Source organism: Microbacterium testaceum (assembly GCF_006539145.1).
Taxonomy (GTDB): Bacteria; Actinomycetota; Actinomycetes; order Actinomycetales; family Microbacteriaceae; genus Microbacterium; species Microbacterium testaceum.
The window spans coordinates 452,733-472,483 of the sequence record NZ_BJML01000002.1; the positions used below are offsets into that span (position 1 = coordinate 452,733).

Consider the following 19,751-nt stretch of genomic DNA (forward strand, 5'->3'; position numbering starts at 1 on the left):
CGACGCGCCCGGAGGAGGCTACGCGGCGTCGACGCTCGGGCGCGAGAAGCGAACGGCGTCGGCGGGAACACCGATCCGCACCGGCATCCCCACGCTCACGCCGGCGGCGACGCTCGGAGCCACCTCGACCACACCCGCGTTCGTCACGACCCGCACCCCCGTCGGCGTCGACTCGAGATGGATCACCGTCGCCGGCGCCCCCTCGCCGAGTCGCGCATCCACCGCGCGATACACCGCCACGAGCGGGATCCCGTCGACCGCGGCGAGGCCGCGGGACACGGCATCCGTCGACTCGAGGCGCAGCTCACCCCGCACGAACGCCCCGCCCCGCGCCACACCCTCGAGACGCTCGAGTCCCGCGATCCGCGCCGCGACGTCGGTCGCGGGGGCCGAGAGCACGTCGCGCACGGGCCCTTCCTGCGTGACCCGCCCGCGCTCCACGATGACGAGTCGATCGGCGAGGGCCGCAGCGTCGATCGCGTCGTGGGTGACGGCCACGGTCGTCACCCCGGCGAGGCGCTCGCTGAGCATGGCCCGGATCTCCGACGCCGTGACCGCGTCGAGGGCCACGAGGGGTTCATCGAGCAGCACGACCCGGGGCTCGGCCGCGAGCGCTCTCGCGACGGCCACGCGCTGCTGCTCCCCGCCCGACAACTGCGCGGGTCGACGGTCGCCCATCCCCGGGAGACCCACGCGGGCGAGCCAGTCGTCGGCTCCGCTGCGAGCGGCGGATGCCGGGACCCCGGCCGATCGCGGACCGAAGGCGACGTTCTCGCGCACGGTGAGGTGCGGGAAGAGCCGGGCCTCCTGACCGAGCAGCACGATGCCGCGCTCCATCGGGGCCGTGCGCACCCGCGGCGCACGGTCGAGCACCCGGCCGTCGACGGAGATCTCGCCCTCGTCGAGCGGGGTGAGCCCGGCCAGGGCGCCGAGCAGGGTGGATTTCCCGGCACCGCTGCGCCCCATCACGGCGACGGTCTCCCCCGGGGCGACGTCGAGCGCGATGTCGACGATGAAGTCACGGCGGCGTACCGCGATGTGGGCGCGGAGTTCCGCGGCATCCGGGATCGTCATCTGCCCACCCCCGGCCGCCATCCGCGTACGAGAAGCAGCACCGCGACGGCGGTGAGGAGCAGCAGCAACGACAGGGCCACCGCGGTGCCCTGCGAGACGCCCGCACCGTTGAAGGCGGTGTAGATCGCCAGCGGCATCGTCTGCGTCACCCCCGGGCGGTTGCCGGCGAACAGCGCGGTCGCCCCGAACTCCCCGATCGCGCGGGCGAAGCACAGCACGACCCCGGCGACGATGCCGGGGGCTGCCAGCGGGAGCGTGATGCGCCGCAGGATCGTCGCGCGCGAGGCCCCGAGAGAGGCCGCGGCCCTCTCGAACTCGACGCCGGTGCTGCGCAGCGCCCCCTCGACCGCGAGCACGAGGAAAGGCAGAGCGACGAACACCTGCGCCAGCACGACGGCGGGGGTCGTGAACGGCAGGCCGAGGAAGCCGAACCAGCCGTTGCGCCCGAAGAGGTACAACAGGGCGACACCGCCGACCATCGGCGGTAGCACGAGCGGCACGGTCACCAGCGCCCGCAGAGCGGCCGCCGTGCGGGCGGGACTGCGCGCGATCAGGAGGGCGAGAGGGATGCCGATCACCGCGCACCCCACGGTGGCCACGGCCCCGGTGCCGAGCGACAGCGCCAGGGCCGAGAGCGCGGCCTCGGAGGTCACGTCGCTCCACAGCGTCGCCCACTCCACGCGCGCCACCAGTGCGGTGAGCGGGACGAGGAGGAAGAGCAGGCCGGCCACCGCCGGCACGATCAGCCAGCGGGGGACGTATCCCGCCTCTCTCACGGTGCGCGGAACCCGGCGTCCGCGAGCACCCGCTGCCCGTCCTCACCGAGGACGAAGGCCACGAACGCGGCGGCGGCGTCGGGGTTCGGCGCATCGGTCAGGGCGGCGATCGGATAGCGGTTGACGACCGCATCCGCACCGGCGGGAACGATGGTCTCGACGTCGTCCCGGCCATTGACGTCGGTCGCGTAGACGAGACCGGCGTCGGCCTCGCCGGCGGCCACCTTGGTCAACACCGCGGTGACGTTCTGCTCGGAGCTGGCGGGCGTCACACGCACGCCGGCGTTCGACAGGAGGGTCGCCGAGGCGGCGCCGCACGGCACCTCGGGGGCGCACAGCACCGTCGTCACGCGGGCAAGGTCCGCGAGGGTCGCCACGCCGCCCGGGTTTCCCGTCGGCACGGCGATGACGAGCGTGTTCCCGGCGAACAGCCGGGGATCAGGGGCCTCCGCCGCCACCTTGGACATGTTCTTCTCGTCGGCCGAGGCGAAGACGTCGGCCGGAGCGCCCTCGCCGATCTGCGTCGCCAGGGTGCTCGATCCGTCGTAGACCGCGCTGACCGTGACACCGGGGTGGGCGGCCTCGAAGGCGGAGGCGATCTCGTCGAACGAGCGCTGCAGCGAGGCCGCGGCGTACACCTCGACGGTCCCCGAGAGCGAGTCCTCGGATGCCGCGGGCGCGGGCGCCGCGCTCGCACATCCGGCGAGCAGGACGGCGGTGCCGACGACGGCGAGCAGGCGGAGGGGGCGGCGCATGAGGGTCCTTTCGGCGCGGCCGGCGGCCCGCTGTCCCTTCAGTATTCCGCATCTGCGGACTTGAAGATTCGATATGTCCGTTTCTACCCGAAAGTCAGCTCGGCGATGAGAGACGACGACGAGCCGTCTCGCGCAGGTGGCGACGAGGGGTGGACCGGCGAGTCCTGGCACGCCGGCGACCGAGGCGATAGGAACGGGGGATGCGAGGAACACCGTGAGCGACCTGCCGAGCCTGGGCGACTTCCTCCAGCGCCGACGCGAGGCCCTGCAACCCGAGGACGTCGGTCTCGCGCGCGGCGCGCGTCGGCGCACGGCGGGCCTCCGCCGCGAAGAGGTGGCCCTGCTCAGCCACATGTCCACCGATTACTACGCGCGCCTCGAGCGCGGCACCGGTCCGACCCCCTCGGAGCAGATGCTCACCGCTCTCGCGCAGGGCCTGCACCTGAGCCTCGCCGAGCGCGATCACCTCTTCCGTCTCGCGGGGCACCGGCCACCGTCTCGTCACTCGGGGACCGAGCACGTCAGTCCCGGCATGCTCCGCATCCTCGATCGCCTCGACGACACTCCCGCCGAGATCGTCACCGAGCTCGGCGAGACGCTGCGCCAGAGCCGTCTGGGCATCGCCCTCCTCGGCGACGCCGCGCTGCGGACGGGGCCGGCGCGGAGCATCGGCTACCGCTGGTTCACCGACCCCGCCTCCCGGGCCGCCTACCCGCCCGACGAGGCCGCCAACCTGTCGCGCGTGTACGCCGCGGGCCTGCGCGAGATGGTCGCCGCGCGGGGCACGCAGTCTCGCGCCGCCGAACTGGCCGACGACCTCCGCGCCCGCAGCCCCGAGTTCGCCACCCTCTGGGACGCGCACGAAGTCGGCGCCCGGCCGCCCGAGGTCAAGAGATTCCATCACCCCGAGGTGGGCCACCTCGACCTGTCGTGCCAGACCCTGCTCGACCCGGACCAGTCCCACCGGCTGCTCGTCTACACCGCGCAGCCCGGGAGCGAGAGTGCCGAGAAGCTGCGCCTGCTCGCCGTGATCGGATCGCCCTCGGTCCGCTGAGGGGTGGATCGCCGATCAGCGGGTGAGCGCGCACTGGCCCCCTCGGTGCGCGGACGGAAGCATCGACGTATCGACGCGAAAGGACCCGATCATGTCCCCCACCTCTTCCCCGCTCCGCGGCCGCCTGGCCCTCGTCACCGGTGCCAGCGACGGCATCGGGACGGTCATCGCGACCCGTCTCGCCGGCCTCGGCGCCGAGGTCGTCCTGCCCGTCCGTTCCCCCGAGAAGGGCCGTCGTGCGCTCGACGCCCTCCGTCGGGAGGTTCCGGATGCCGTGGCCTCGACCCGCGCCCTCGACCTGGCGGACCTGGACTCGGTGCACGCCCTCGTCGAGGCACTGCGGTCCGAGGGCCGGCCCGTGCACCTGCTGGTCAACAACGCCGGCGTCATGACCCCGCCGACGCGACAGGAGACCGCCGACGGCTTCGAGCTGCAGTGGGGCACGAACCACCTCGGTCACGCGGCCCTCACCCTCGGCCTCCTGCCGCTCCTCCGGGAGGGCCGCGCGCGCGTCGTGCACCAGACGAGCATCGCCGCGCGCCGAGGCCGTTTCGACGAGGGCGCCGTCGACGCGACACCGTACGACGCCATGGCCTCGTACGTGCAGTCGAAGATCGCGGTCGGCCTGTTCGCCGAAGAGCTGCGGCGCCGCGGCCGCGCCGAGGGGTGGAACGTCACCAGCACGCTCGCGCACCCCGGAGTCTCGCCCACCAACCTGTTGGCGGCTCAGCCCGGCGTCGGCCGCACGCGCGAACTGGGCGCGCGCCGGGTCATCCGGGTGCTCTCCCGCCTGCACATCACCGGCTCCGTGGCATCCGCCGCCGAACCCGCCGTGCTCGCGGCGACCGCCACCCCCGCACAGGGGACGTTCTTCGGCCCCTCGCGCCTGATCGGTGGCCCGGCGCGTCCCTCGCCGCTCTGGTCGCCGTTCTCCGACGCCGCCGACGCTCGCCGACTGTGGGAGCTCACGGTCGACGCGATCGGGCCGCGCTTCGCGGGGTGAGGCGGTCGCCTATCCCTGGCCCGGCTGGCTCGACGTCGTCGCGTCGAATCCCCGTGTCTCAGCCGCGCGGCGCCTCGACGGTGACGACCGTCGCCTTCATCGAGGCCACCGCCAGAGAGCCCGGCTCGAGCGCGAGCTCCTCTGCCGCCTCGGCCGACATCAGCGACACCACCCGGTGCGGGCCGCACTGCAGGTCGACCTGGGCCATCACCCCGTCGATCCGCACGCGCGTGACGATCCCGACGAATCGATTGCGCGCGCTCGAGGCGATGCCGGTGGGATCGTCGGGCTCGTCGGCGAGCGCAACGGCCCGCTCGGCCAGCGCCGCCCCGGGAATCTCGGTCGGCGAGGTCCCGGTGGTGGGCAGCGCGCCCTGATCGATCCACCGACGCACGGTGTCGTCACTGACACCGAGCAGGCGTGCGGCTTGTGCGATGCGGAAGGTGTTCGGCATCCCCCGAAGGTACCCCCGCCCGCGCGACGGGAGCCGGGAGGAAGCGCGCCGACGGAAGGATCCCCGGGCCGAAATCGTCCTCCCTCCACCGAATCTCCTCCCCCGCGCACCCACGCCGCCCTCACCCTCCCCGTGCTGACCTAGGCTCGACCCATGGATGCCGAGCACGCGAGCACGACACGGGGGCCCGTGGCCGTCGCACTCGGCGCCACCGTGACCCGCGCGCCTGGCGCCACCGTGCTCCCCGCGACGGGAGCACCGGCCGTCTCGGCCTCCGGCGCGACCGTGCTCACCGAGACGGGCGCTCCCCGCGAGGGCGGTCTGCTCGACCGCTTCGGCCGTGTCGCGACCGACCTGCGCGTCTCGGTGATCGACAAATGCAACCTGCGCTGCACGTACTGCATGCCGGCCGACGGGATGCCGTGGCTCCCGCAGTCGCAGCTGATGTCGACCGACGAGATCCGGCGCATCGTCCGCGTGGCGGTGCGATCCCTCGGCGCCGAGGAACTGCGCCTCACCGGCGGAGAGCCCCTCGTCCGCAAAGACCTCGAGTTCATCATCGCCGGCATCCGGGAGGACAACCCCGACCTTCCGATCTCGATGACCACCAACGCCGTGGGCCTCGATCGCCGGGCGCAGGCGCTGAAAGACGCGGGGCTGAACCGCCTCAACGTCTCGCTCGACACCCTGCACCCCGAGACCTTCGCCGAGCTGACCCGCCGCCCCCACCTCGACAAGGTGCTCGCCGGCCTCCAGGCCGCGCGCGCGGCGGGCCTCGGCCCGATCAAGATCAACGCGGTGCTCCTGCGCGGGGTCAACGACACCGAGGTCGTCCCCCTCGTCGACTGGGCTGTCACGAACGGCTTCGAGATGCGCTTCATCGAGGACATGCCCCTCGACGGCGACCGGTCGTGGACGGCGACGAACGTCATCGCGGCGAGCGACATCCGCGCCGAGATCGAAACGGCGTTCGCCCTCGCGCCCGACCCTCGCGGTCGCGGCGCTGCCCCCGCGGAGCGATGGGAGGTGCGACGCCCCGGAGAGACCGCGGTCGCCGGACACGTCGGCATCATCTCCTCCGTCACCGAACCCTTCTGCGCCGCCTGCACGCGCACCCGCGTGACGGCCGACGGCAAGGTGCGGTCCTGCCTCTTCTCGCACGAAGAGACCGACCTGCTCTCCACCCTCCGCGCGGGCGCCGACGACGACGGCATCGCACAGGTCTGGCGGGATGCCATGTGGGCCAAGCCGCGCGCCCACGGTTCCGACCGCGTGGGACTGGCGCGCCCCGACTTCGTTCAGCCCGAGCGCACGATGAGCGCGATCGGCGGATGAGGCCGCTCGTCGAGCCGGTGGCATCCCTCGCCCCCGAAGAACTCATCCGCACCGCCCGTCATGCCGTGCTCGCCGGGATCGGCGAGGAGGGACAGCGTCGCCTCGCCGCCGCACGCATCGCCGTGGTCGGCGCGGGCGGTCTGGGTTCGCCGGTGCTGCTCTCGCTCGCGGCCGCGGGGGTGGGCGAGCTCATCGTGATCGACGACGACACCGTCGAGCGCACCAACCTGCAGCGCCAGCTTGCGCACCGCGTCGCCGACATCGGCACCGCCAAGACTGCCTCGGCCGCCCGCGCCGTGCACGATCTCTCACCCCTCACCGTCGTGCAGGAACGCTCGGTACGACTGACCTCCGACAACGCCCGCGATCTGCTGCACGGTGCCGACCTCGTCATCGACGGGAGCGACACCTTCGAGACGCGCGAGGCCGTCGCCGCGGCCGCCGAAACCCTCGGCATCCCGCTCGTCTGGGGAGCCGTGCAGGAGTGGGCGGCGCAGGTCACGGTGTTCTGGTCGAATCCGCCCGAGGGCCACGCCCCCGTCGTGCTCGGCGATCTCTTCCCGCCCGGGTCCGCGGGCGAACCGCCGACGTGCGCCCAGGTCGGCGTTCTCGGCTCGCTCTGCGTGCAGGTCGGCGGGCTTCTCGCGACCGAGGCGATCAAGCTCGTCACCGGGGCGGGCGAACCGCTGCTCGGCCGACTCGTCGTGATCGATGTCCTGCGCGCGCGACAGGATGCGATCCCGCTCACCCCCGCGGCGCGCCCCGCCGTTTCCCCTTGACCCCGGAGGCCCCGATGACCCCGCTGCTCACCGTGGAGGAGCACCGCGCCCGCGTGCTCGCCGCCGTCTCACGCCTCGCCCCCGAGACCGTCCGCCTCGCCGACGCGGCCGGTCGCACGCTCGCCGAACCGGTTCTCGCCGCCCACGACCTGCCCGGCTTCGACAACTCGTCGATGGACGGTTTCGCGGTGCACGTCGCCGACGTCGAGGGGGCGGATGCCGAGAACCCGGCGACCCTCCGCGTGGTCGGCGACCTGCCGGCCGGGTCGTCGGCAGATCCGTCGTTCGGCGCCGGCGAGGCGGTGCGCATCATGACGGGCGCGCCCGTCCCGACCGCGGCCGACGCGATCGTCCCCTTCGAGGACACCACCGGTGGTCTCGCGGACTCGCTCGGCACCATCGACGTCCGTCGCGCCCCCGCCGCCGCGGGTGCGTTCATCCGCCGCCGGGGCGGTGACACCCGTGCGGGCGATGTCGTGCTCTCGGCCGGCGAGAGGCTCGGCGCCCTCGCGCTGTCCGCCGCCGCGGCCGCCGGCGTCGCCGAGCTCGTCGTGCACCGCCGCCCCCGTGTCGCCGTCGTCTCCACCGGCAGCGAGCTCGTCGCCCCCGGCACCGCGCCGGGGCGCGGCCAGACCCCCGACTCCAACTCGACACTCCTCGCGGCTCTCGTCACGGGCGCCGACGCCGACGTGACGGTCATCGCCTCGCTCCCCGACGAAGCCGAGGCGATCCACTCCTTCCTCGCCCGCGCTCTCGACGCCGACGTCGTCGTCTTCACGGGAGGCGTCAGCGCCGGGGCCTACGAACCGGTGCGCCAGGCGCTGTCGGACCGCATCGCGTTCGAGAAGGTCGCCATGCAGCCCGGCAAGCCGCAGGCCTTCGGCGTCCTCGACGACGGCCGCCTCGTCTTCGGCCTCCCCGGCAATCCCGTGAGCGTCGCGGTCTCGTTCGAGGTGTTCGTGCGCCCCGCGCTCCTGGCGCTGCAGGGCCGCACGGTGATCGATCGGCGTCTCGCCCGGCTCACGGCATCCGAGACCTGGACGACCCCGCCCGGCCGACGCCAGTACCTTCCCGCCGCGATCGACCTCGTCGCGGGCACGGTCCGCCCCGCGACGGCCGGCGGCTCGGGCTCGCACCTCGCCGCCTCTCTCGCGCGCGCCGAGGCCTTCGCCATCGTTCCCGCGGAGGTGTCCACCGTGTCGGTGGGCGACCCGCTCGATGTCATGCTGATTCCATGAGCTTCACCCACCTGGATGCCGCGGGCCGCGCCCGCATGGTCGACGTCACGCTCAAGCAGCCCACCGTTCGCACCGCCACCGCGCGCGGATTCGTCCGGTGTGCGCCCGAGGTGGTCGCCGCCCTGCGCAACGGCACCGCGCCCAAGGGCGATGTGCTCGCGGTCGCGCGGATCGCCGGCATCCAGGCCGCGAAATCCACCCCCGCCCTGCTCCCCCTCGCGCACGTCATCGGCGTGCACCGCGCCTCGGTCGACCTCGAGGTCACCGACGAGGGCGTCGAGATCGAAGCCACCGTCGGCACCGCCGACCGTACCGGCGTCGAGATGGAGGCGCTCACGAGCGTCACGGTCGCGGCGCTCGCGATCGTCGACATGGTGAAGGGGCTGGACAAGGGCACCTTGATCGAGAACGTGCGCATCGTGTCGAAGACCGGCGGGAAGTCGGGCGACTGGCTGCGCCCGGGCGAACCCGGGGTCGGCCCGTCGGCGACCGCTCCCGGCGAGGTGCCGGCGACCGAGGGGGAACGCGCGTGAGCGTGCGCGTGCGCTACTTCGCCGCCGCGGCCGAGGCGGCGGGAACGGATGCCGAGGATCGCGTCGAACAGTCCCTGACGGCGCTGCGCGCCGCGGTCGTCGCCGACCACCCCGCTCTGGGCGAGATCCTGGATCGCTGCGCCGTGCTCGTCGACGGCACGCGCCGCGACGACGACGCCCCGCTCGCGGGCGTCACGCACGTCGACGTGCTCCCGCCCTTCGCCGGCGGCTGAGCCCCGGGACGCAGCCGATGCACCGGATTCGGATCCGTGCACGGGATTCGGACACACCGCGCCACGGCATCCGCATCCGCTGCACTCCCCCGAATCCGTTGCGGGCGCGAGAAGGCGTCAGCCCCCGAGGCCCTTCCACTCCGTGGTGCCGTCGGCCTCGACCTGACGCTTCCACACCGGCAGGTCGGTCTTGATCGTCTCGATCACGGTGCGGCAGACCTCGAATGCCTCGGCGCGGTGACCGGATGCCACGGCGATCACGACCGCGGCCTCTCCGACGCCCAACCGGCCGACGCGGTGGCTGACGGCGACGATCGCATCGGTCCCCGCCGCGGCGGTCTCGGCGATGCGGTGCAGGGTCTGCTCGGCATCGGGGTGCGCGCTGTACTCGAGCGCCACGACCGCGCCCGAGGCATCGGGGTCGATGTCGCGCACGCGTCCGACGAAGGTGGTCACGGCTCCCGACGACGACTCCTCGACGGCATCGAGGTGCGCGTCGAGGTCGAGCGGGGTCTCGGACAGACGGGCGATGCGGACGGCGCTCATGAGTGGTCTCCTCCGGAGAGCTGATCGAGCACGTGCGGTGCGAGCTCGGCGATGACGGTGATCCCGGATGCCACGGCCCGTGTCGACCCGGGGAGGTTGACGATGAGGGTGCCGGGGTCGACGATGCCCGCGAGGCCGCGGGAGATGACGGCCATCGGGGTGTCGGCGAGCCCACGACGCCGCAGTTCCTCGGCGATACCGGGGATCTCGCGGTCGATCACGCGCGTCGTGCCCTCGGGCGTGCGGTCGGTGGGGGCGATGCCCGTGCCGCCGGTCGTGACGATGAGCCCCGTCCCCTCGGCGACGAGGGCGCGCAGAGCAGTCTCGACGCTGTCTGCCCCGTCGGCGACGATGACGGGGTCGGCGCAGTCGAATCCCGCCTCACGCAGCAACGACACTGCCAAGGGGCCGCCGCGGTCTTCACGGAGGCCCGCGGCCGAGCGATCGGACACGGTCAGGACGCGAGCGTGGTGGGGCACGCGGCTCAGCCTACGGGCGCGCGCGGTGGCGTGGGCCCGGTTTCCGCAAGCGAAAGGCCTATGCCGAGGGCGCCGCGGTCGTCTCGACCTCGGCGATCTCGGGGGCGATGCGTCCGGCCTTCGCCTTCGGCTCGAGGTCGTCGCGTTGCACGTGCTCGGCGGCGGCGGTGATGCGCCGGGCCATGCCGCTGAAGATCAGCCCGTGGAAGGGCAGCACGGCCAACCAGTAGAGGCGTCCCGCGAGTCCCGTCGGGAAGAACAGCGCCCGCTGGTCGAAGCGCGCCCCTTCACCCTCGGGCGTCGCGCGCAGTTCGAGCCAGGCTCCGCCCGGGACCTTCATCTCGGCGCGCAGGCGCAGCAGGTGACCGGGCTCGATCGCCTCGACGCGCCAGAAGTCCAGGGCATCGCCGACGGTGACCACCGACCGACTGCGACGGCCGCGGGCCAACCCCACGCCACCGACGAGACGGTCCATCCAGCCGCGGATCGCCCAGAGCAGCGGTGAGGAGTACCAGCCGTTCTCTCCGCCGATCCCCTCGATCACCGACCACAACTGGGCGGCGCTCGCCTTCGTGGTCATCGAGCGGATGTCGGTGTACACCAGCCGACCCGACCACTCCGGGTCGCTCGGCAGCGGATCGCTCGGGGCACCCGACACCTCGGCGTCTTGCCAGCTGGTCTCGATCGCGTCGTCGTTCACGCGCCCGAGCGCGCGGCGGACGGCCTCCCGGTAGGGCATGAGTCCACCCTCGGGGCGCGGCACGAGGTCGTCGATCGCGCGATCCTTCACGACGCAGTCGTTCTGCAGCGACTCCACGAGCGGCCGGGCGATCGCCTTCGGGATCGGGGTCACGAGGTTGACCCAGTGCGAGGCGAGGCGCGGCGTCAGGACGGGCAGAGACGCGATCGCGCGCTGCGGCAGACCCGCCTCCATCGCGTAGCCGTTCATCATCTGGCCGTAGCGCAGCACGTCGGGCCCGCCGATGTCTACCGCCCGGTTGACGTTGGGGGCCACGCGTGCGGCGCCGAGCAGGTAGTGCAGCACGTCGCGCACGGCGATCGGCTGGATGTGGTTTCGCACCCATTTGGGCGCGGGCATGTACGGCAATACGTCGGTGAGATGGCGCACCATCTCGAACGACGCCGAGCCCGACCCGATGACGACGCCGGCCTGCAGCACGAGGGTCGGCACACCGCTGTGCAAGAGGATCTGTCCCACTTCGACGCGCGATCGCAGGTGCGCCGAGAGCGTGGCGTCATCGGGGTGCAGGCCGCCGAGGTAGACGATGCGCGAGACGGATGCCGCGGACGCCGCGTCGGCGACGGTCTGCGCGGCTACGCGGTCGGTGGCCTCGAAATCGCGGGCGCTGCCCATCGAATGGATGAGGTAATAGAGCACGTCGACGCCCTCGACCGCTGCACGGACGGCCGCGGCGTCGGTCGCGTCGCCCGTGGCGGTCTCGATCTCGTCGCCCCAGGGGAAGGCCTCGACCCGTCGAGGATCGCGGGCGAGCACGCGCACGCGGTACCCCGCCGACAGCAGGCGGGGAACGAGCCTGCCGCCCAGATAGCCGGTGGCGCCGAGCACCAGAGCTCTCGGTGCCGTCCCGTCGGAGCGGGGCTGGGCGACGAGCGCGGGTTCGCGGCCGGTAGGGGCGGAGAGCTCGGTCATGCCCGACACGGTACGCCGGACGTCCGACATCGCCGGGGGCTTGACGATCGTCCGAGACGCCTCGATAGCACGACCGCCCCGCGCACGCCCCGGACTGGAAACGAAACACGGATCGGGGTAACGCTAGAAGGATGAACGAGAAATCCCCCTCGGCATCCGAAGCCCCCCGGCTCGAAGTCGACGACGTCATCGTCGTCGACAAGAATCGCGTGCGCACCGCCATCGGCGGCACCGTCGTCGGCAACTTCATGGAGTGGTTCGACTTCGGCATCTACGGCTACCTCGCCGTCACGCTCACCGCCGTCTTCGCCTCCGACCTGCCCGACCCGTGGGGTCTGCTCGTCACGCTGCTCGGCTTCGCGATCTCCTTCCTCGTCCGCCCCTTCGGCGGCTTCGTCCTCGGCCCCCTCGGCGACCGGATCGGCCGGCAGAAGGTGCTCTTCCTGACGATGGCGATGATGGCCTCGGCCACCGCGCTCATCGGCATCCTTCCCACCTCGGCGCAGATCGGCCTCTGGGCGATCATCCCGCTCTACCTGCTGAAGATGATCCAGGGCTTCTCCACCGGCGGGGAGTACGCCGGAGCGACCACCTACGTCTCGGAGTTCTCCCCCGACAAGCGGCGCGGCTTCTGGTCGTCGTGGCTCGACGTGGGCTCCTACGTCGGGTTCGCCGCCGGTGCCGGAGCGGTGGCCATCACCACGGCCGTCGTGACGAACGTCTCGGGCCCCGACGCGATGACCGAGTACGGCTGGCGCATCCCGTTCCTGCTCGCCATCCCCCTCGGCATCGTCGCGATCTGGTTCCGTCTGAAGATCCCCGAGACCCCCTCCTTCGAGCAGACGCACGCGGCCGAGGCCGAGGCCGAGATCGACAAGGACGACCCGATGTCCCGCCAGGGCCTCGCCGGGATCGTGCGCCACCACTGGAAGTCCCTGCTCATCGCTATTGCCCTCGTCGCGGCGACCAACACCGCGGGATACGCCCTCACCAGCTACATGCCGGTCTACCTCGAGAAGGAAGTCGGTATCTCGAACGTGGGCTCGGCCGTCGCCACCATCCCCGTTCTTCTGCTGATGTCGGCCATGCTGCCGATCTTCGGCAGGCTCAGCGACCGGGTGGGCCGCAAACCCATCTACGTGGCGGCCGCCGCGTCCGCGCTGGTCCTGCTGGTTCCGGCCTTCCTGATCATGCAGATCGGTGAGCTGTGGGCGGTCATGATCGCCCTGGTGCTCGCGGCGGTGCCGGTGGCCTTCTACGCGAGCATCGCGGCATCCACTCTGCCGGCGCTCTTCCCCACCGCCTCGCGCTTCGGGGCGATGGCGATCGCGTACAACGTGTCGGTGTCGTTGTTCGGAGGCACGACCCCGTTGTTCAGCCAGGCGCTGATCGGCTGGACGGGCAACACGCTCATGCCGGCGTTCTACATCATGTTCTTCGCCGCGATGGGGTTGGTCGCGCTCCTGGCCATGCCGGAGACGGCCAAGCGCCCTCTGCTCGGTTCCGTCCCCACGGTGGAGACCCCGGCCGAGGCACAAGCGCTCGTCGCCCGACAGGACGACGATCCGCTGATCGACACGTCCACCATGCCCCTCGAGCTGAACCGGCCGTAACCGCCGACGACGGCGACGGGACGGGATGCCGGGTGATCGGCATCCCGTCCCGTTCTTCGTCGTCTGGGGTTCAGCGGCGTCGGCCGTTGCCGAACAGCCCGCGGATGACGCCGTTCACGATGCTCTTCGTCGCCCCACGCCCGAGCAGACCGTCGAGGCCCGCGGCGGGCGCGCTCGTGCGGCTGCGCGGGGCAGCCGTCGACGTCAAGATGCGGTCGTACTCGCGTTGCGCCTTCTTCTGCGCCTCGGCGTTCGCCTTGTCGATCGCGGCCTTCTGCTTCGCGTACTCGGCGGCGTCGGCGGCGTCCTTCTTCGCGCGCTCGGCCGCAGCCTCGGCCTCGGCCGCCGCCTGCATGCGGGTGCCGAGGATCTCGCGCGCCGACTCGCGGTCGATCGAGGTGCCGTAGGTGGAGAAGAGGGGGGATGCCGACACCGCCGCCGCCAGGGCCTCGGCGGGGATGGGCGACATCGAGGCGCGCGGGGCGAAGATGCGCGTCCACGCGACGGGCGTCGGGGCCCCGCGTTCGCTCATCACCGTGATGATCGCCTCGCCCGTCCCGAGTTCCTGCAGCACGCGCTCGAGGTCGTATCCCGAGTCCGGGTACGTGCGGACGGACGCGCGCAGCGCCGCGGCATCGTCGGGCGTGAAGGCGCGCAGGGCGTGCTGTACCCGCGAGCCGAGTTGCGCGAGCACGTCGCCGGGAACGTCCTTCGGCGTCTGCGTGACGAAGAAGACCCCGACGCCCTTCGAGCGGATCAGCCGCACGGTCTGCGTGATCGCCTCGAGGAACGCCTTCGACGCATCGCGGAACAGCAGGTGCGCCTCGTCGAAGAAGAACACGAGCTTGGGCTTGTCCAGATCGCCCACCTCGGGCAGCGCCTCATACAGCTCCGCGAGCAGATACATGAGGAACGTCGAGTACAGCTGGGGCCGCGCCGCGACGTCGGGCACCTCCAGCAGGCTCACGATGCCCGCGCCCGTGGCATCCGTCCGAAGGAACACCGAGACGTCGAGCTCGGGCTCACCGAAGAAGGTGTCGGCGCCGACCGCCGCGAAGGCCACCAGCTCGCGCAGGATGACCCCCGCCGTCGCCGCGGACAGCCCACCGATACCCTTCAGCTCCGCCTTGCCCTCGGCGCTCGTGAGGAAGGTCAGCACCGCGCGCAGGTCGGAGAGGTCGACGAGTGCCAGCCCCTTCTCGTCGGCGTAGTGGAACACGAGACCGAGGCTCGACTCCTGCGTCGGGTTGAGTCCGAGCACGCGACTGAGCAGCAGCGGGCCGAAACCCGAGACCGTGGCTCGCACCGGGATGCCCGAGCCCGCGTTATCGCCCAGGGCGAAGAACTCCGTGGGGAACGAGCGCGCCGACCAGTCCTGTCCGAGGGCGGCGGTGCGCGCGAGCAGTTTCTCGCTCGAGACGCCCTGGGCGGCCAGTCCCGACAGGTCGCCCTTGATGTCGGCGGCGAACACCGGCACCCCGTTCTCCGACAACTGCTCGGCGAGCAGCTGCAGCGTGCGCGTCTTTCCCGTCCCCGTCGCGCCGGCCACCAGACCGTGGCGGTTGGTCATCGAGAGGGGGATGCGCACGGGGACGGATGCCACCGGCTCGCCGTTCACGAGCACGCCGAGGTCGAGGGCGGGCCCGGTGGCGGCGTACCCGGCGGCGATCGTGTCGACCTGCGCGGCGGAGAGCGGGGCGACGGCGGAAGGGGCCGGGGCGGAAGAGGCCGGGGCGGATGTGCCCGCCGCGGGCACTGCGTCGTCCTCGTCGGCCGGCAGCGTCGCAGCATCCGCTGACGGCGGCGTCGCCGCAGCCCGCTCCTCCGGCGGTGCGGCCGGCGCCGGGTCGGACGACGCCTGGCCCGCCGCTCGCGCGCGTGCGGTCGCGGCCGCCGCCTCCGCCGCGGCGAGATCGGCCCGGGCGCGCGCCAGCCGGAGTTCGGCCTCGGCCGCCGCGGCTTCGGCACGAAGACGCGCGAGCTCGGCGTCGGCCGCCGAGGGATCGTCGGACGAAACGGAGGGCACGGCGCCGGGCTCGCTCATGCGCGACAGCCTACGACTCGGTCGCCGCTGCGGCATCCGTCTTGCGTGCGGAACGGATGGCCAGTCGGTCTTCGTCGCGGGCGCGCAGGCGCGAGAAAGCCGCGGCCAGGATCAGTGCGGCTCCGGCGCCGATGAGCGCCCCACCCGCGGTGTCCGAGAGCCAGTGCGCGTGCAGGTAGGTACGGCTGAACGCCATGAGGACCACCCAGGCCACCCCGACGATCCTCACCCACAGGTGCGGGAACAGGACCGCGGCGACCACCGCGATGGTGGCCGCGTTGGCCGTATGCCCCGAGGGGAACGAACCGTAGTCGCTCACGATGAGGATGTCCTGCGGTCGCGCTCGGCCGAACGTGTGCTTGACGACCTGCACGAGAAGGGCGCTGCCCACCGAGGCGGTGACGAAGTACAGCGCCGACCATCGCCGACGAGAGAGGAAGAGCGCCAGGGCACCCAGAACCGGCACGATCAGGACGGCGGTGAGATGCCCCCCGACCGTGTCCATCGCGATCGCGAAGACCAGGAGCGGCTGCGACGGCGCCGACGCGAACAGCTGATTCCACCACACGTCGATCGCGAACGGGCTCGGCCCGCGAAAGAACACCCACGCCCCGAGGCCGCACGCCAGGGCGATCAGCACCACACCCACCGTGGCACGGAAGCGCTGAGGGCGCGTGTCGAGCACATCGTCGATCGCGGAGGCATCCATCGCCTCATGATGCCGTCTCGTCGGCGACGGAGGAATGGGTCGGTCCCGGGAGCGAACCCCCGGGACCGACCTGCTACTGTGTGCGCCGCCGACCGGTCGACGCGGTCCGATCAGGGCGCGAGGCGCTCAACCGTGCGCGGGCGCACGAGCAGCCACAGCGACAGCACGCCGATGACGGCGCAGCCGAGCATGACCGAGGCCATGGTCGTGGCGGTGATGCCCGAACCGGTGGCGAGCAGGCCGACCAGCGGCGAGATGATCCCGGCCACGCCGAAGTTCGCCGCCCCGATGATCGACTGTGCTGTTCCCGCAGCCTTTCCGTGGCGATCGAGGGCGAGCACCTGAGCGCAGGGGAACGTGAAGCCGCACGCGGTCATGAAGAAGAACAGCGGCACGATGGTTCCCCACAGCCCGAGGCCCAGCTGGTCGGTCAGCACGATGGCGCCCCCGGCCAGGACGAGCACCGCCGTCGATACAGCCAGCACCCACTGCGGACCGAACCGGGCGGCGAGGCGCGACGCCACCTGCACACCGACGACGACACCGATCGAGTTGGCCGCGAACAGCACGCCGTAGCCCTGCGCGCTGAACTGATAGGTCACCTGGAAGAGGAACGACGATGCCGAGAGGTACGAGAACAGTCCGCTGAAGGTCATCGCGCCGATGATGAGCACGCCGATGAAGACGCGGTCGCGGAACACGCTCGCATAGCGCTGCCAGACGGTCGTGGCACCGGGGCCGCCGCGGCGAGCGGGCGGGAGGGTCTCGGGCACGAACAGGATCGCCGAGACGAGCATGACGGCGCCGTACACGGCGAGGACGACGAAGATGCCGCGCCAGTTCATCACCAGCAGAAGGGCGGAGCCCGCGAGGGGCGCGAGCACGGGCGCGACGCCCGACACCATCGCCATGCGCGAGAGCATCACGACGAGCCGGCGACCGCCGAACAGGTCGCGGATGATGGCGGCGGCCACGACGCCGCCGGCGGCGGCACCCGCGCCCATCAGCACGCGCGCGATCGACAGGGTCTCGAGCGTCGGCGCCGAGGCGGCGAAGATGCTCGCGGCCACGTGCAGAGCCGTGACCGAGAGGAGGGGAAGCCGACGCCCGACCTTGTCGCTGAGCGGACCCACGATGAGCTGTCCCAGCGCGAATCCGATCATCGTGCCCGTGAGGGTCAGCTGGATCGCGGCCGCGGTCGTCTGGAAATCGGCCTCGAGCACGGGGAACGCCGGCAGGTACAGGTCGATGGTGAACGGACCCAAAGCCGTGAGCGCGCCGAGCACGAGGATGTACAGGAATCGACGCGATGCCGGAATGGCATCACCCGGGTGCAGCACGATCGGCGCCGTGGCGGGGTTCGTGCCGATCGCGCGGATCGCGCCGGTGTTCGTCGGCGCGGGGCGGGACGACGAGGGGATGACGGGGTGGGAGGCAGTATCGAGCACGCGTCTGGTTTCGTTTCGCAACACGGACAGCCCGACGGAATCGGGCTGAGAAATAAGGGGGATCGTCGAACCTCGAATCGATTCGACATCGTCATACTATCGTGGCCACCCGTACCCCACCATCCCGGGCTCGCGGTTTCCTCCCAGGCCATCGGCCCATTCACCCGCATAGGCTGGGGGCGTCGGCGGCTGCCGATGTGTCCCGCCGCGAAGAGAGACAGAACACAGCGCATGACCTCCCCCTCCGACAAGCGAGCCAGCGGCAACCCCGCCAAGCAGGCGCAGATCGATCTCACCGTCAAGCAGCAGCGCGAGCAGAAGCGCCAAGAGAAGCTCGCCGAGTACCAGAAGCAGGTCGCGAAGCGCAAGCGCGGCAAGCTCGTGTGGTGGGTCGTGGGTTCCACGGCCGCGGTCGCGGTGATCGGTCTCGTGGTGGCATCCTTCGCCTTCGCCCCCGCTCCCCCCACGAGCTACCAGGCCGGCAACAGCACGGGCCGTGAGATCAGCGGTGTGCAGACCTTCGAGAACCGCTCCGACCACGTGCAGGGTGCCGTGACCTATGAGCAGAACCCGCCCGCCGGCGGCCCGCACAACCCCTACTGGTTGAACTGCGGCGTGTACACCGAGCCCCAGCAGAACGAGAACGCCGTGCACTCGATGGAGCACGGTGCCATCTGGGTCACGTACGACCCCGCTCGCGTCGACGAGGCCGGCGTCGACGCCCTCAAGGCGGTCTTGCCCTCGAGCTACGCGATCCTGTCGCCGTACCCGAACATGGACAACCCCGTCGCCGTCAGCGGGTGGAACCACCAGCTCAAGGTCGACGACCCCACCGACCCCCGCATCAAGGAGTTCTTCACGGAGTTCTGGCGCAGCCAGAACGTCCCCGAGCCCAACGCCGCGTGCTCGGGCGCCATCGACGGTCCGGGCAAGGCCTGATGAGCGAGGACGCCCCGGTCGCGCGTCCCGCGGTCCGCTGGGTCGTCGTCGCTCTCGTCGCCGTGGCGGTGATCGCCGTCGCGTTCGCGGTCGGGCGCTTCACCGCGTTCGGCGCGACGGCGGCGCCCGCGCACCCCGGCGAGAACTCGGCGGAGGCCGGCTTCGCCCGAGACATGCAGGTGCACCACACGCAGGCGGTGCTCATGGCGATGGAGATCTACCGAAAGACCGACGACGACGAGCTCCGCACCCTCTCGTACGACATCGCCACCGCCCAGTCGGGCCAGCGCGGCGAGATGTACGGGTGGCTCGTGCAGTGGGGCCTCCCCCAGTCCTCGAGCCAGCCGCTCATGACGTGGATGGAGAAGTCGGGCGAGCACAGCCATGGCGATACCGCGGCGCTCACACAGGAGCAGCTGCTCGCCGAGATGGGCATGGCCACCGACGCCCAGCTCGACGAGCTGCGCAGTGCCCAGGGGCAGCCCGCGGACTGCGTGTTCCTCCGGCTGATGATCCGTCACCACGAGGGTGCGATCCCCATGGCCCAAGCCGTTATCGAACTCGGCTCCGACGCACGCGTGAAAGAGGTCGCCGGCGCGATCGTGACCGGCCAGTCCGCCGAGCTCGACGCGATGCGCGACATCCAGTCGCGCCTGTCCTGCAGCGCCTGACGCCCGCGTTCGGTCCGCGTGGCGGCATCCGCTCCCGCCCCCCTCACGCATAAACGCGATCCGCACCCGTAAACGCGCGCTCCTCGCGTTTTCACGTGCGGATCGCGTTTATGCGTGGGGATTGCGTTCATGCGCCTTCTCGGTCGCCGTTCCCGCTCCGCGGCTGCGCGCCGACCGTCCGCGGCCCCTCGCCAACGCCCGCCCGCCGCAGGGCATGAGCTCCCGCTCGTCGCGCGGCATCCGCTCCCGCTCACCGCGCGGCACGCGCCCCCGCCCACCGCGCGGCACGCGCTCCCGCTCACCGCAGGGCATGCGCTCTCGCGCGTCGCACGGCATCCACTCCCGCTCACCGCGCGGCACGCGTTCCCGCCCACTGTGCGGCACGCGCTCCCGCTC

At 72.0% G+C, this 19,751-nt stretch carries 20 protein-coding genes; 10 read left to right on the forward strand and 10 right to left on the reverse strand.

The features are described from left to right. Positions 1-18: 18 nt before the first annotated feature. Genes MTE01_RS06225 through modA form a run of 3 tightly spaced genes read right to left on the reverse strand, consistent with a single transcriptional unit; the run spans position 19 to position 2,605 of the window. On the reverse strand, positions 19-1,074 hold the full coding sequence (locus MTE01_RS06225) for a sulfate/molybdate ABC transporter ATP-binding protein (protein ID WP_246078020.1): 1,056 nt from the start codon (positions 1,072-1,074) through the stop codon (positions 19-21). Then, entirely contained in the window at positions 1,071-1,850 is a 780-nt protein-coding gene (gene modB, locus MTE01_RS06230; protein ID WP_103206001.1) for a molybdate ABC transporter permease subunit, read from the reverse strand. The genes MTE01_RS06225 and modB overlap by 4 nt, the downstream gene beginning before the upstream one ends. Beyond that, positions 1,847-2,605, reverse strand: coding sequence for a molybdate ABC transporter substrate-binding protein (gene modA, locus MTE01_RS06235; protein ID WP_141376300.1), 759 nt, complete (start codon positions 2,603-2,605; stop codon positions 1,847-1,849). The genes modB and modA overlap by 4 nt, the downstream gene beginning before the upstream one ends. 214 nt (positions 2,606-2,819) lie before the next feature. Between modA and MTE01_RS06240 the strand changes: the two genes are divergently transcribed. Then, a complete protein-coding gene (locus MTE01_RS06240) occupies positions 2,820-3,659 on the forward strand; it encodes a helix-turn-helix transcriptional regulator (RefSeq protein WP_141376302.1) in 840 nt (279 codons plus the stop codon). Between the two features lie 91 nt (positions 3,660-3,750). Continuing rightward, positions 3,751-4,662: an SDR family oxidoreductase gene (locus tag MTE01_RS06245; protein WP_141376304.1), complete on the forward strand. Its 912-nt coding sequence runs from the start codon at positions 3,751-3,753 to the stop codon at positions 4,660-4,662. A gap of 58 nt (positions 4,663-4,720) precedes the next feature. On the opposite strand, the gene MTE01_RS06250 is transcribed toward MTE01_RS06245, so the two are convergent. Continuing rightward, a complete protein-coding gene (locus MTE01_RS06250; RefSeq protein WP_103205997.1) occupies positions 4,721-5,116 on the reverse strand; it encodes a TOBE domain-containing protein in 396 nt (131 codons plus the stop codon). A gap of 153 nt (positions 5,117-5,269) precedes the next feature. Between MTE01_RS06250 and moaA the strand changes: the two genes are divergently transcribed. The 5 genes from moaA to MTE01_RS06275 are packed head-to-tail and all read left to right on the forward strand — an operon-like array spanning position 5,270 to position 9,234. Further along, positions 5,270-6,451: a GTP 3',8-cyclase MoaA gene (moaA, locus tag MTE01_RS06255; RefSeq protein ID WP_141376306.1), complete on the forward strand. Its 1,182-nt coding sequence runs from the start codon at positions 5,270-5,272 to the stop codon at positions 6,449-6,451. Continuing rightward, positions 6,448-7,230: a HesA/MoeB/ThiF family protein gene (locus MTE01_RS06260; RefSeq protein ID WP_141376308.1), complete on the forward strand. Its 783-nt coding sequence runs from the start codon at positions 6,448-6,450 to the stop codon at positions 7,228-7,230. The genes moaA and MTE01_RS06260 overlap by 4 nt, the downstream gene beginning before the upstream one ends. Positions 7,231-7,244: 14 nt before the next feature. After that, positions 7,245-8,468, forward strand: a complete 1,224-nt coding sequence (locus MTE01_RS06265) for a molybdopterin molybdotransferase MoeA (protein WP_141376310.1) — start codon at positions 7,245-7,247, stop codon at positions 8,466-8,468. Next, positions 8,465-9,001, forward strand: coding sequence for a cyclic pyranopterin monophosphate synthase MoaC (gene moaC, locus MTE01_RS06270; protein WP_103205993.1), 537 nt, complete (start codon positions 8,465-8,467; stop codon positions 8,999-9,001). The genes MTE01_RS06265 and moaC overlap by 4 nt, the downstream gene beginning before the upstream one ends. Continuing rightward, positions 8,998-9,234, forward strand: a complete 237-nt coding sequence (locus MTE01_RS06275) for a MoaD/ThiS family protein (RefSeq protein ID WP_141376312.1) — start codon at positions 8,998-9,000, stop codon at positions 9,232-9,234. The genes moaC and MTE01_RS06275 overlap by 4 nt, the downstream gene beginning before the upstream one ends. Positions 9,235-9,351: 117 nt before the next feature. On the opposite strand, the gene MTE01_RS06280 is transcribed toward MTE01_RS06275, so the two are convergent. Genes MTE01_RS06280 through MTE01_RS06290 form a run of 3 tightly spaced genes read right to left on the reverse strand, consistent with a single transcriptional unit; the run spans position 9,352 to position 11,931 of the window. Beyond that, a complete protein-coding gene (locus MTE01_RS06280) occupies positions 9,352-9,780 on the reverse strand; it encodes a molybdenum cofactor biosynthesis protein MoaE (protein WP_103205991.1) in 429 nt (142 codons plus the stop codon). Further along, the gene (locus MTE01_RS06285) at positions 9,777-10,259 is read right to left on the reverse strand and encodes a MogA/MoaB family molybdenum cofactor biosynthesis protein (protein WP_141376314.1); all 483 of its coding nucleotides are present in this window, start codon (positions 10,257-10,259) and stop codon (positions 9,777-9,779) included. Before MTE01_RS06285 ends, MTE01_RS06280 begins: the two co-directional genes overlap by 4 nt. A 58-nt stretch (positions 10,260-10,317) precedes the next feature. Further along, positions 10,318-11,931 carry an SDR family oxidoreductase gene (locus MTE01_RS06290; RefSeq protein ID WP_116239364.1) on the reverse strand — a complete coding sequence of 538 codons (1,614 nt, stop codon included), beginning with the start codon at positions 11,929-11,931 and terminating at the stop codon, positions 10,318-10,320. A gap of 131 nt (positions 11,932-12,062) precedes the next feature. On the opposite strand from MTE01_RS06290, the gene MTE01_RS06295 reads away from it, so the two are divergent. After that, complete coding sequence (locus MTE01_RS06295; RefSeq protein ID WP_141376317.1) at positions 12,063-13,544, forward strand: MFS transporter; 1,482 nt, start codon at positions 12,063-12,065, stop codon at positions 13,542-13,544. A 70-nt stretch (positions 13,545-13,614) separates the two neighbouring features. Here the strand turns inward: MTE01_RS06295 and MTE01_RS06300 are convergent, their stop codons facing one another. The 3 genes from MTE01_RS06300 to MTE01_RS06310 all read right to left on the reverse strand — a co-directional run bounded on the left by MTE01_RS06300 (position 13,615) and on the right by MTE01_RS06310 (position 17,745). Further along, positions 13,615-15,588, reverse strand: a complete 1,974-nt coding sequence (locus MTE01_RS06300; protein ID WP_141376319.1) for a helicase HerA-like domain-containing protein — start codon at positions 15,586-15,588, stop codon at positions 13,615-13,617. A 10-nt stretch (positions 15,589-15,598) separates the two neighbouring features. Then, positions 15,599-16,297 carry a phosphatase PAP2 family protein gene (locus tag MTE01_RS06305; protein ID WP_141376321.1) on the reverse strand — a complete coding sequence of 233 codons (699 nt, stop codon included), beginning with the start codon at positions 16,295-16,297 and terminating at the stop codon, positions 15,599-15,601. A 110-nt stretch (positions 16,298-16,407) separates the two neighbouring features. Then, complete coding sequence (locus tag MTE01_RS06310; protein WP_174799649.1) at positions 16,408-17,745, reverse strand: multidrug effflux MFS transporter; 1,338 nt, start codon at positions 17,743-17,745, stop codon at positions 16,408-16,410. A 231-nt stretch (positions 17,746-17,976) separates the two neighbouring features. Between MTE01_RS06310 and MTE01_RS06315 the strand changes: the two genes are divergently transcribed. Together MTE01_RS06315 and MTE01_RS06320 are read left to right on the forward strand one after the other, a co-directional pair. After that, positions 17,977-18,684, forward strand: coding sequence for a DUF3105 domain-containing protein (locus MTE01_RS06315; protein WP_141376323.1), 708 nt, complete (start codon positions 17,977-17,979; stop codon positions 18,682-18,684). After that, positions 18,684-19,355, forward strand: a complete 672-nt coding sequence (locus MTE01_RS06320) for a DUF305 domain-containing protein (protein ID WP_141376325.1) — start codon at positions 18,684-18,686, stop codon at positions 19,353-19,355. The genes MTE01_RS06315 and MTE01_RS06320 overlap by 1 nt, the downstream gene beginning before the upstream one ends. The last annotated feature ends 396 nt before the right edge of the window (positions 19,356-19,751 follow it).

Excerpts from the sequence above, each read along its gene's own strand:
- MTE01_RS06295 (WP_141376317.1), top strand. The coding sequence starts at position 12,063 with ATGAACGAGAAATCCCCCTCGGCATCCGAAGCCCCCCGGCTCGAAGTC.
- modA (WP_141376300.1), bottom strand. The coding sequence starts at position 2,605 with ATGCGCCGCCCCCTCCGCCTGCTCGCCGTCGTCGGCACCGCCGTCCTG.
- MTE01_RS06250 (WP_103205997.1), bottom strand. The coding sequence starts at position 5,116 with ATGCCGAACACCTTCCGCATCGCACAAGCCGCACGCCTGCTCGGTGTC.
- MTE01_RS06225 (WP_246078020.1), bottom strand. The coding sequence starts at position 1,074 with ATGACGATCCCGGATGCCGCGGAACTCCGCGCCCACATCGCGGTACGC.
- MTE01_RS06280 (WP_103205991.1), bottom strand. The coding sequence starts at position 9,780 with ATGAGCGCCGTCCGCATCGCCCGTCTGTCCGAGACCCCGCTCGACCTC.
- MTE01_RS06290 (WP_116239364.1), bottom strand. The coding sequence starts at position 11,931 with ATGACCGAGCTCTCCGCCCCTACCGGCCGCGAACCCGCGCTCGTCGCC.
- moaC (WP_103205993.1), top strand. The coding sequence starts at position 8,465 with ATGAGCTTCACCCACCTGGATGCCGCGGGCCGCGCCCGCATGGTCGAC.
- MTE01_RS06245 (WP_141376304.1), top strand. The coding sequence starts at position 3,751 with ATGTCCCCCACCTCTTCCCCGCTCCGCGGCCGCCTGGCCCTCGTCACC.
- MTE01_RS06265 (WP_141376310.1), top strand. The coding sequence starts at position 7,245 with ATGACCCCGCTGCTCACCGTGGAGGAGCACCGCGCCCGCGTGCTCGCC.
- MTE01_RS06305 (WP_141376321.1), bottom strand. The coding sequence starts at position 16,297 with ATGGATGCCTCCGCGATCGACGATGTGCTCGACACGCGCCCTCAGCGC.
- moaA (WP_141376306.1), top strand. The coding sequence starts at position 5,270 with ATGGATGCCGAGCACGCGAGCACGACACGGGGGCCCGTGGCCGTCGCA.
- MTE01_RS06320 (WP_141376325.1), top strand. The coding sequence starts at position 18,684 with ATGAGCGAGGACGCCCCGGTCGCGCGTCCCGCGGTCCGCTGGGTCGTC.
- MTE01_RS06300 (WP_141376319.1), bottom strand. The coding sequence starts at position 15,588 with ATGAGCGAGCCCGGCGCCGTGCCCTCCGTTTCGTCCGACGATCCCTCG.
- MTE01_RS06260 (WP_141376308.1), top strand. The coding sequence starts at position 6,448 with ATGAGGCCGCTCGTCGAGCCGGTGGCATCCCTCGCCCCCGAAGAACTC.
- MTE01_RS06315 (WP_141376323.1), top strand. The coding sequence starts at position 17,977 with ATGACCTCCCCCTCCGACAAGCGAGCCAGCGGCAACCCCGCCAAGCAG.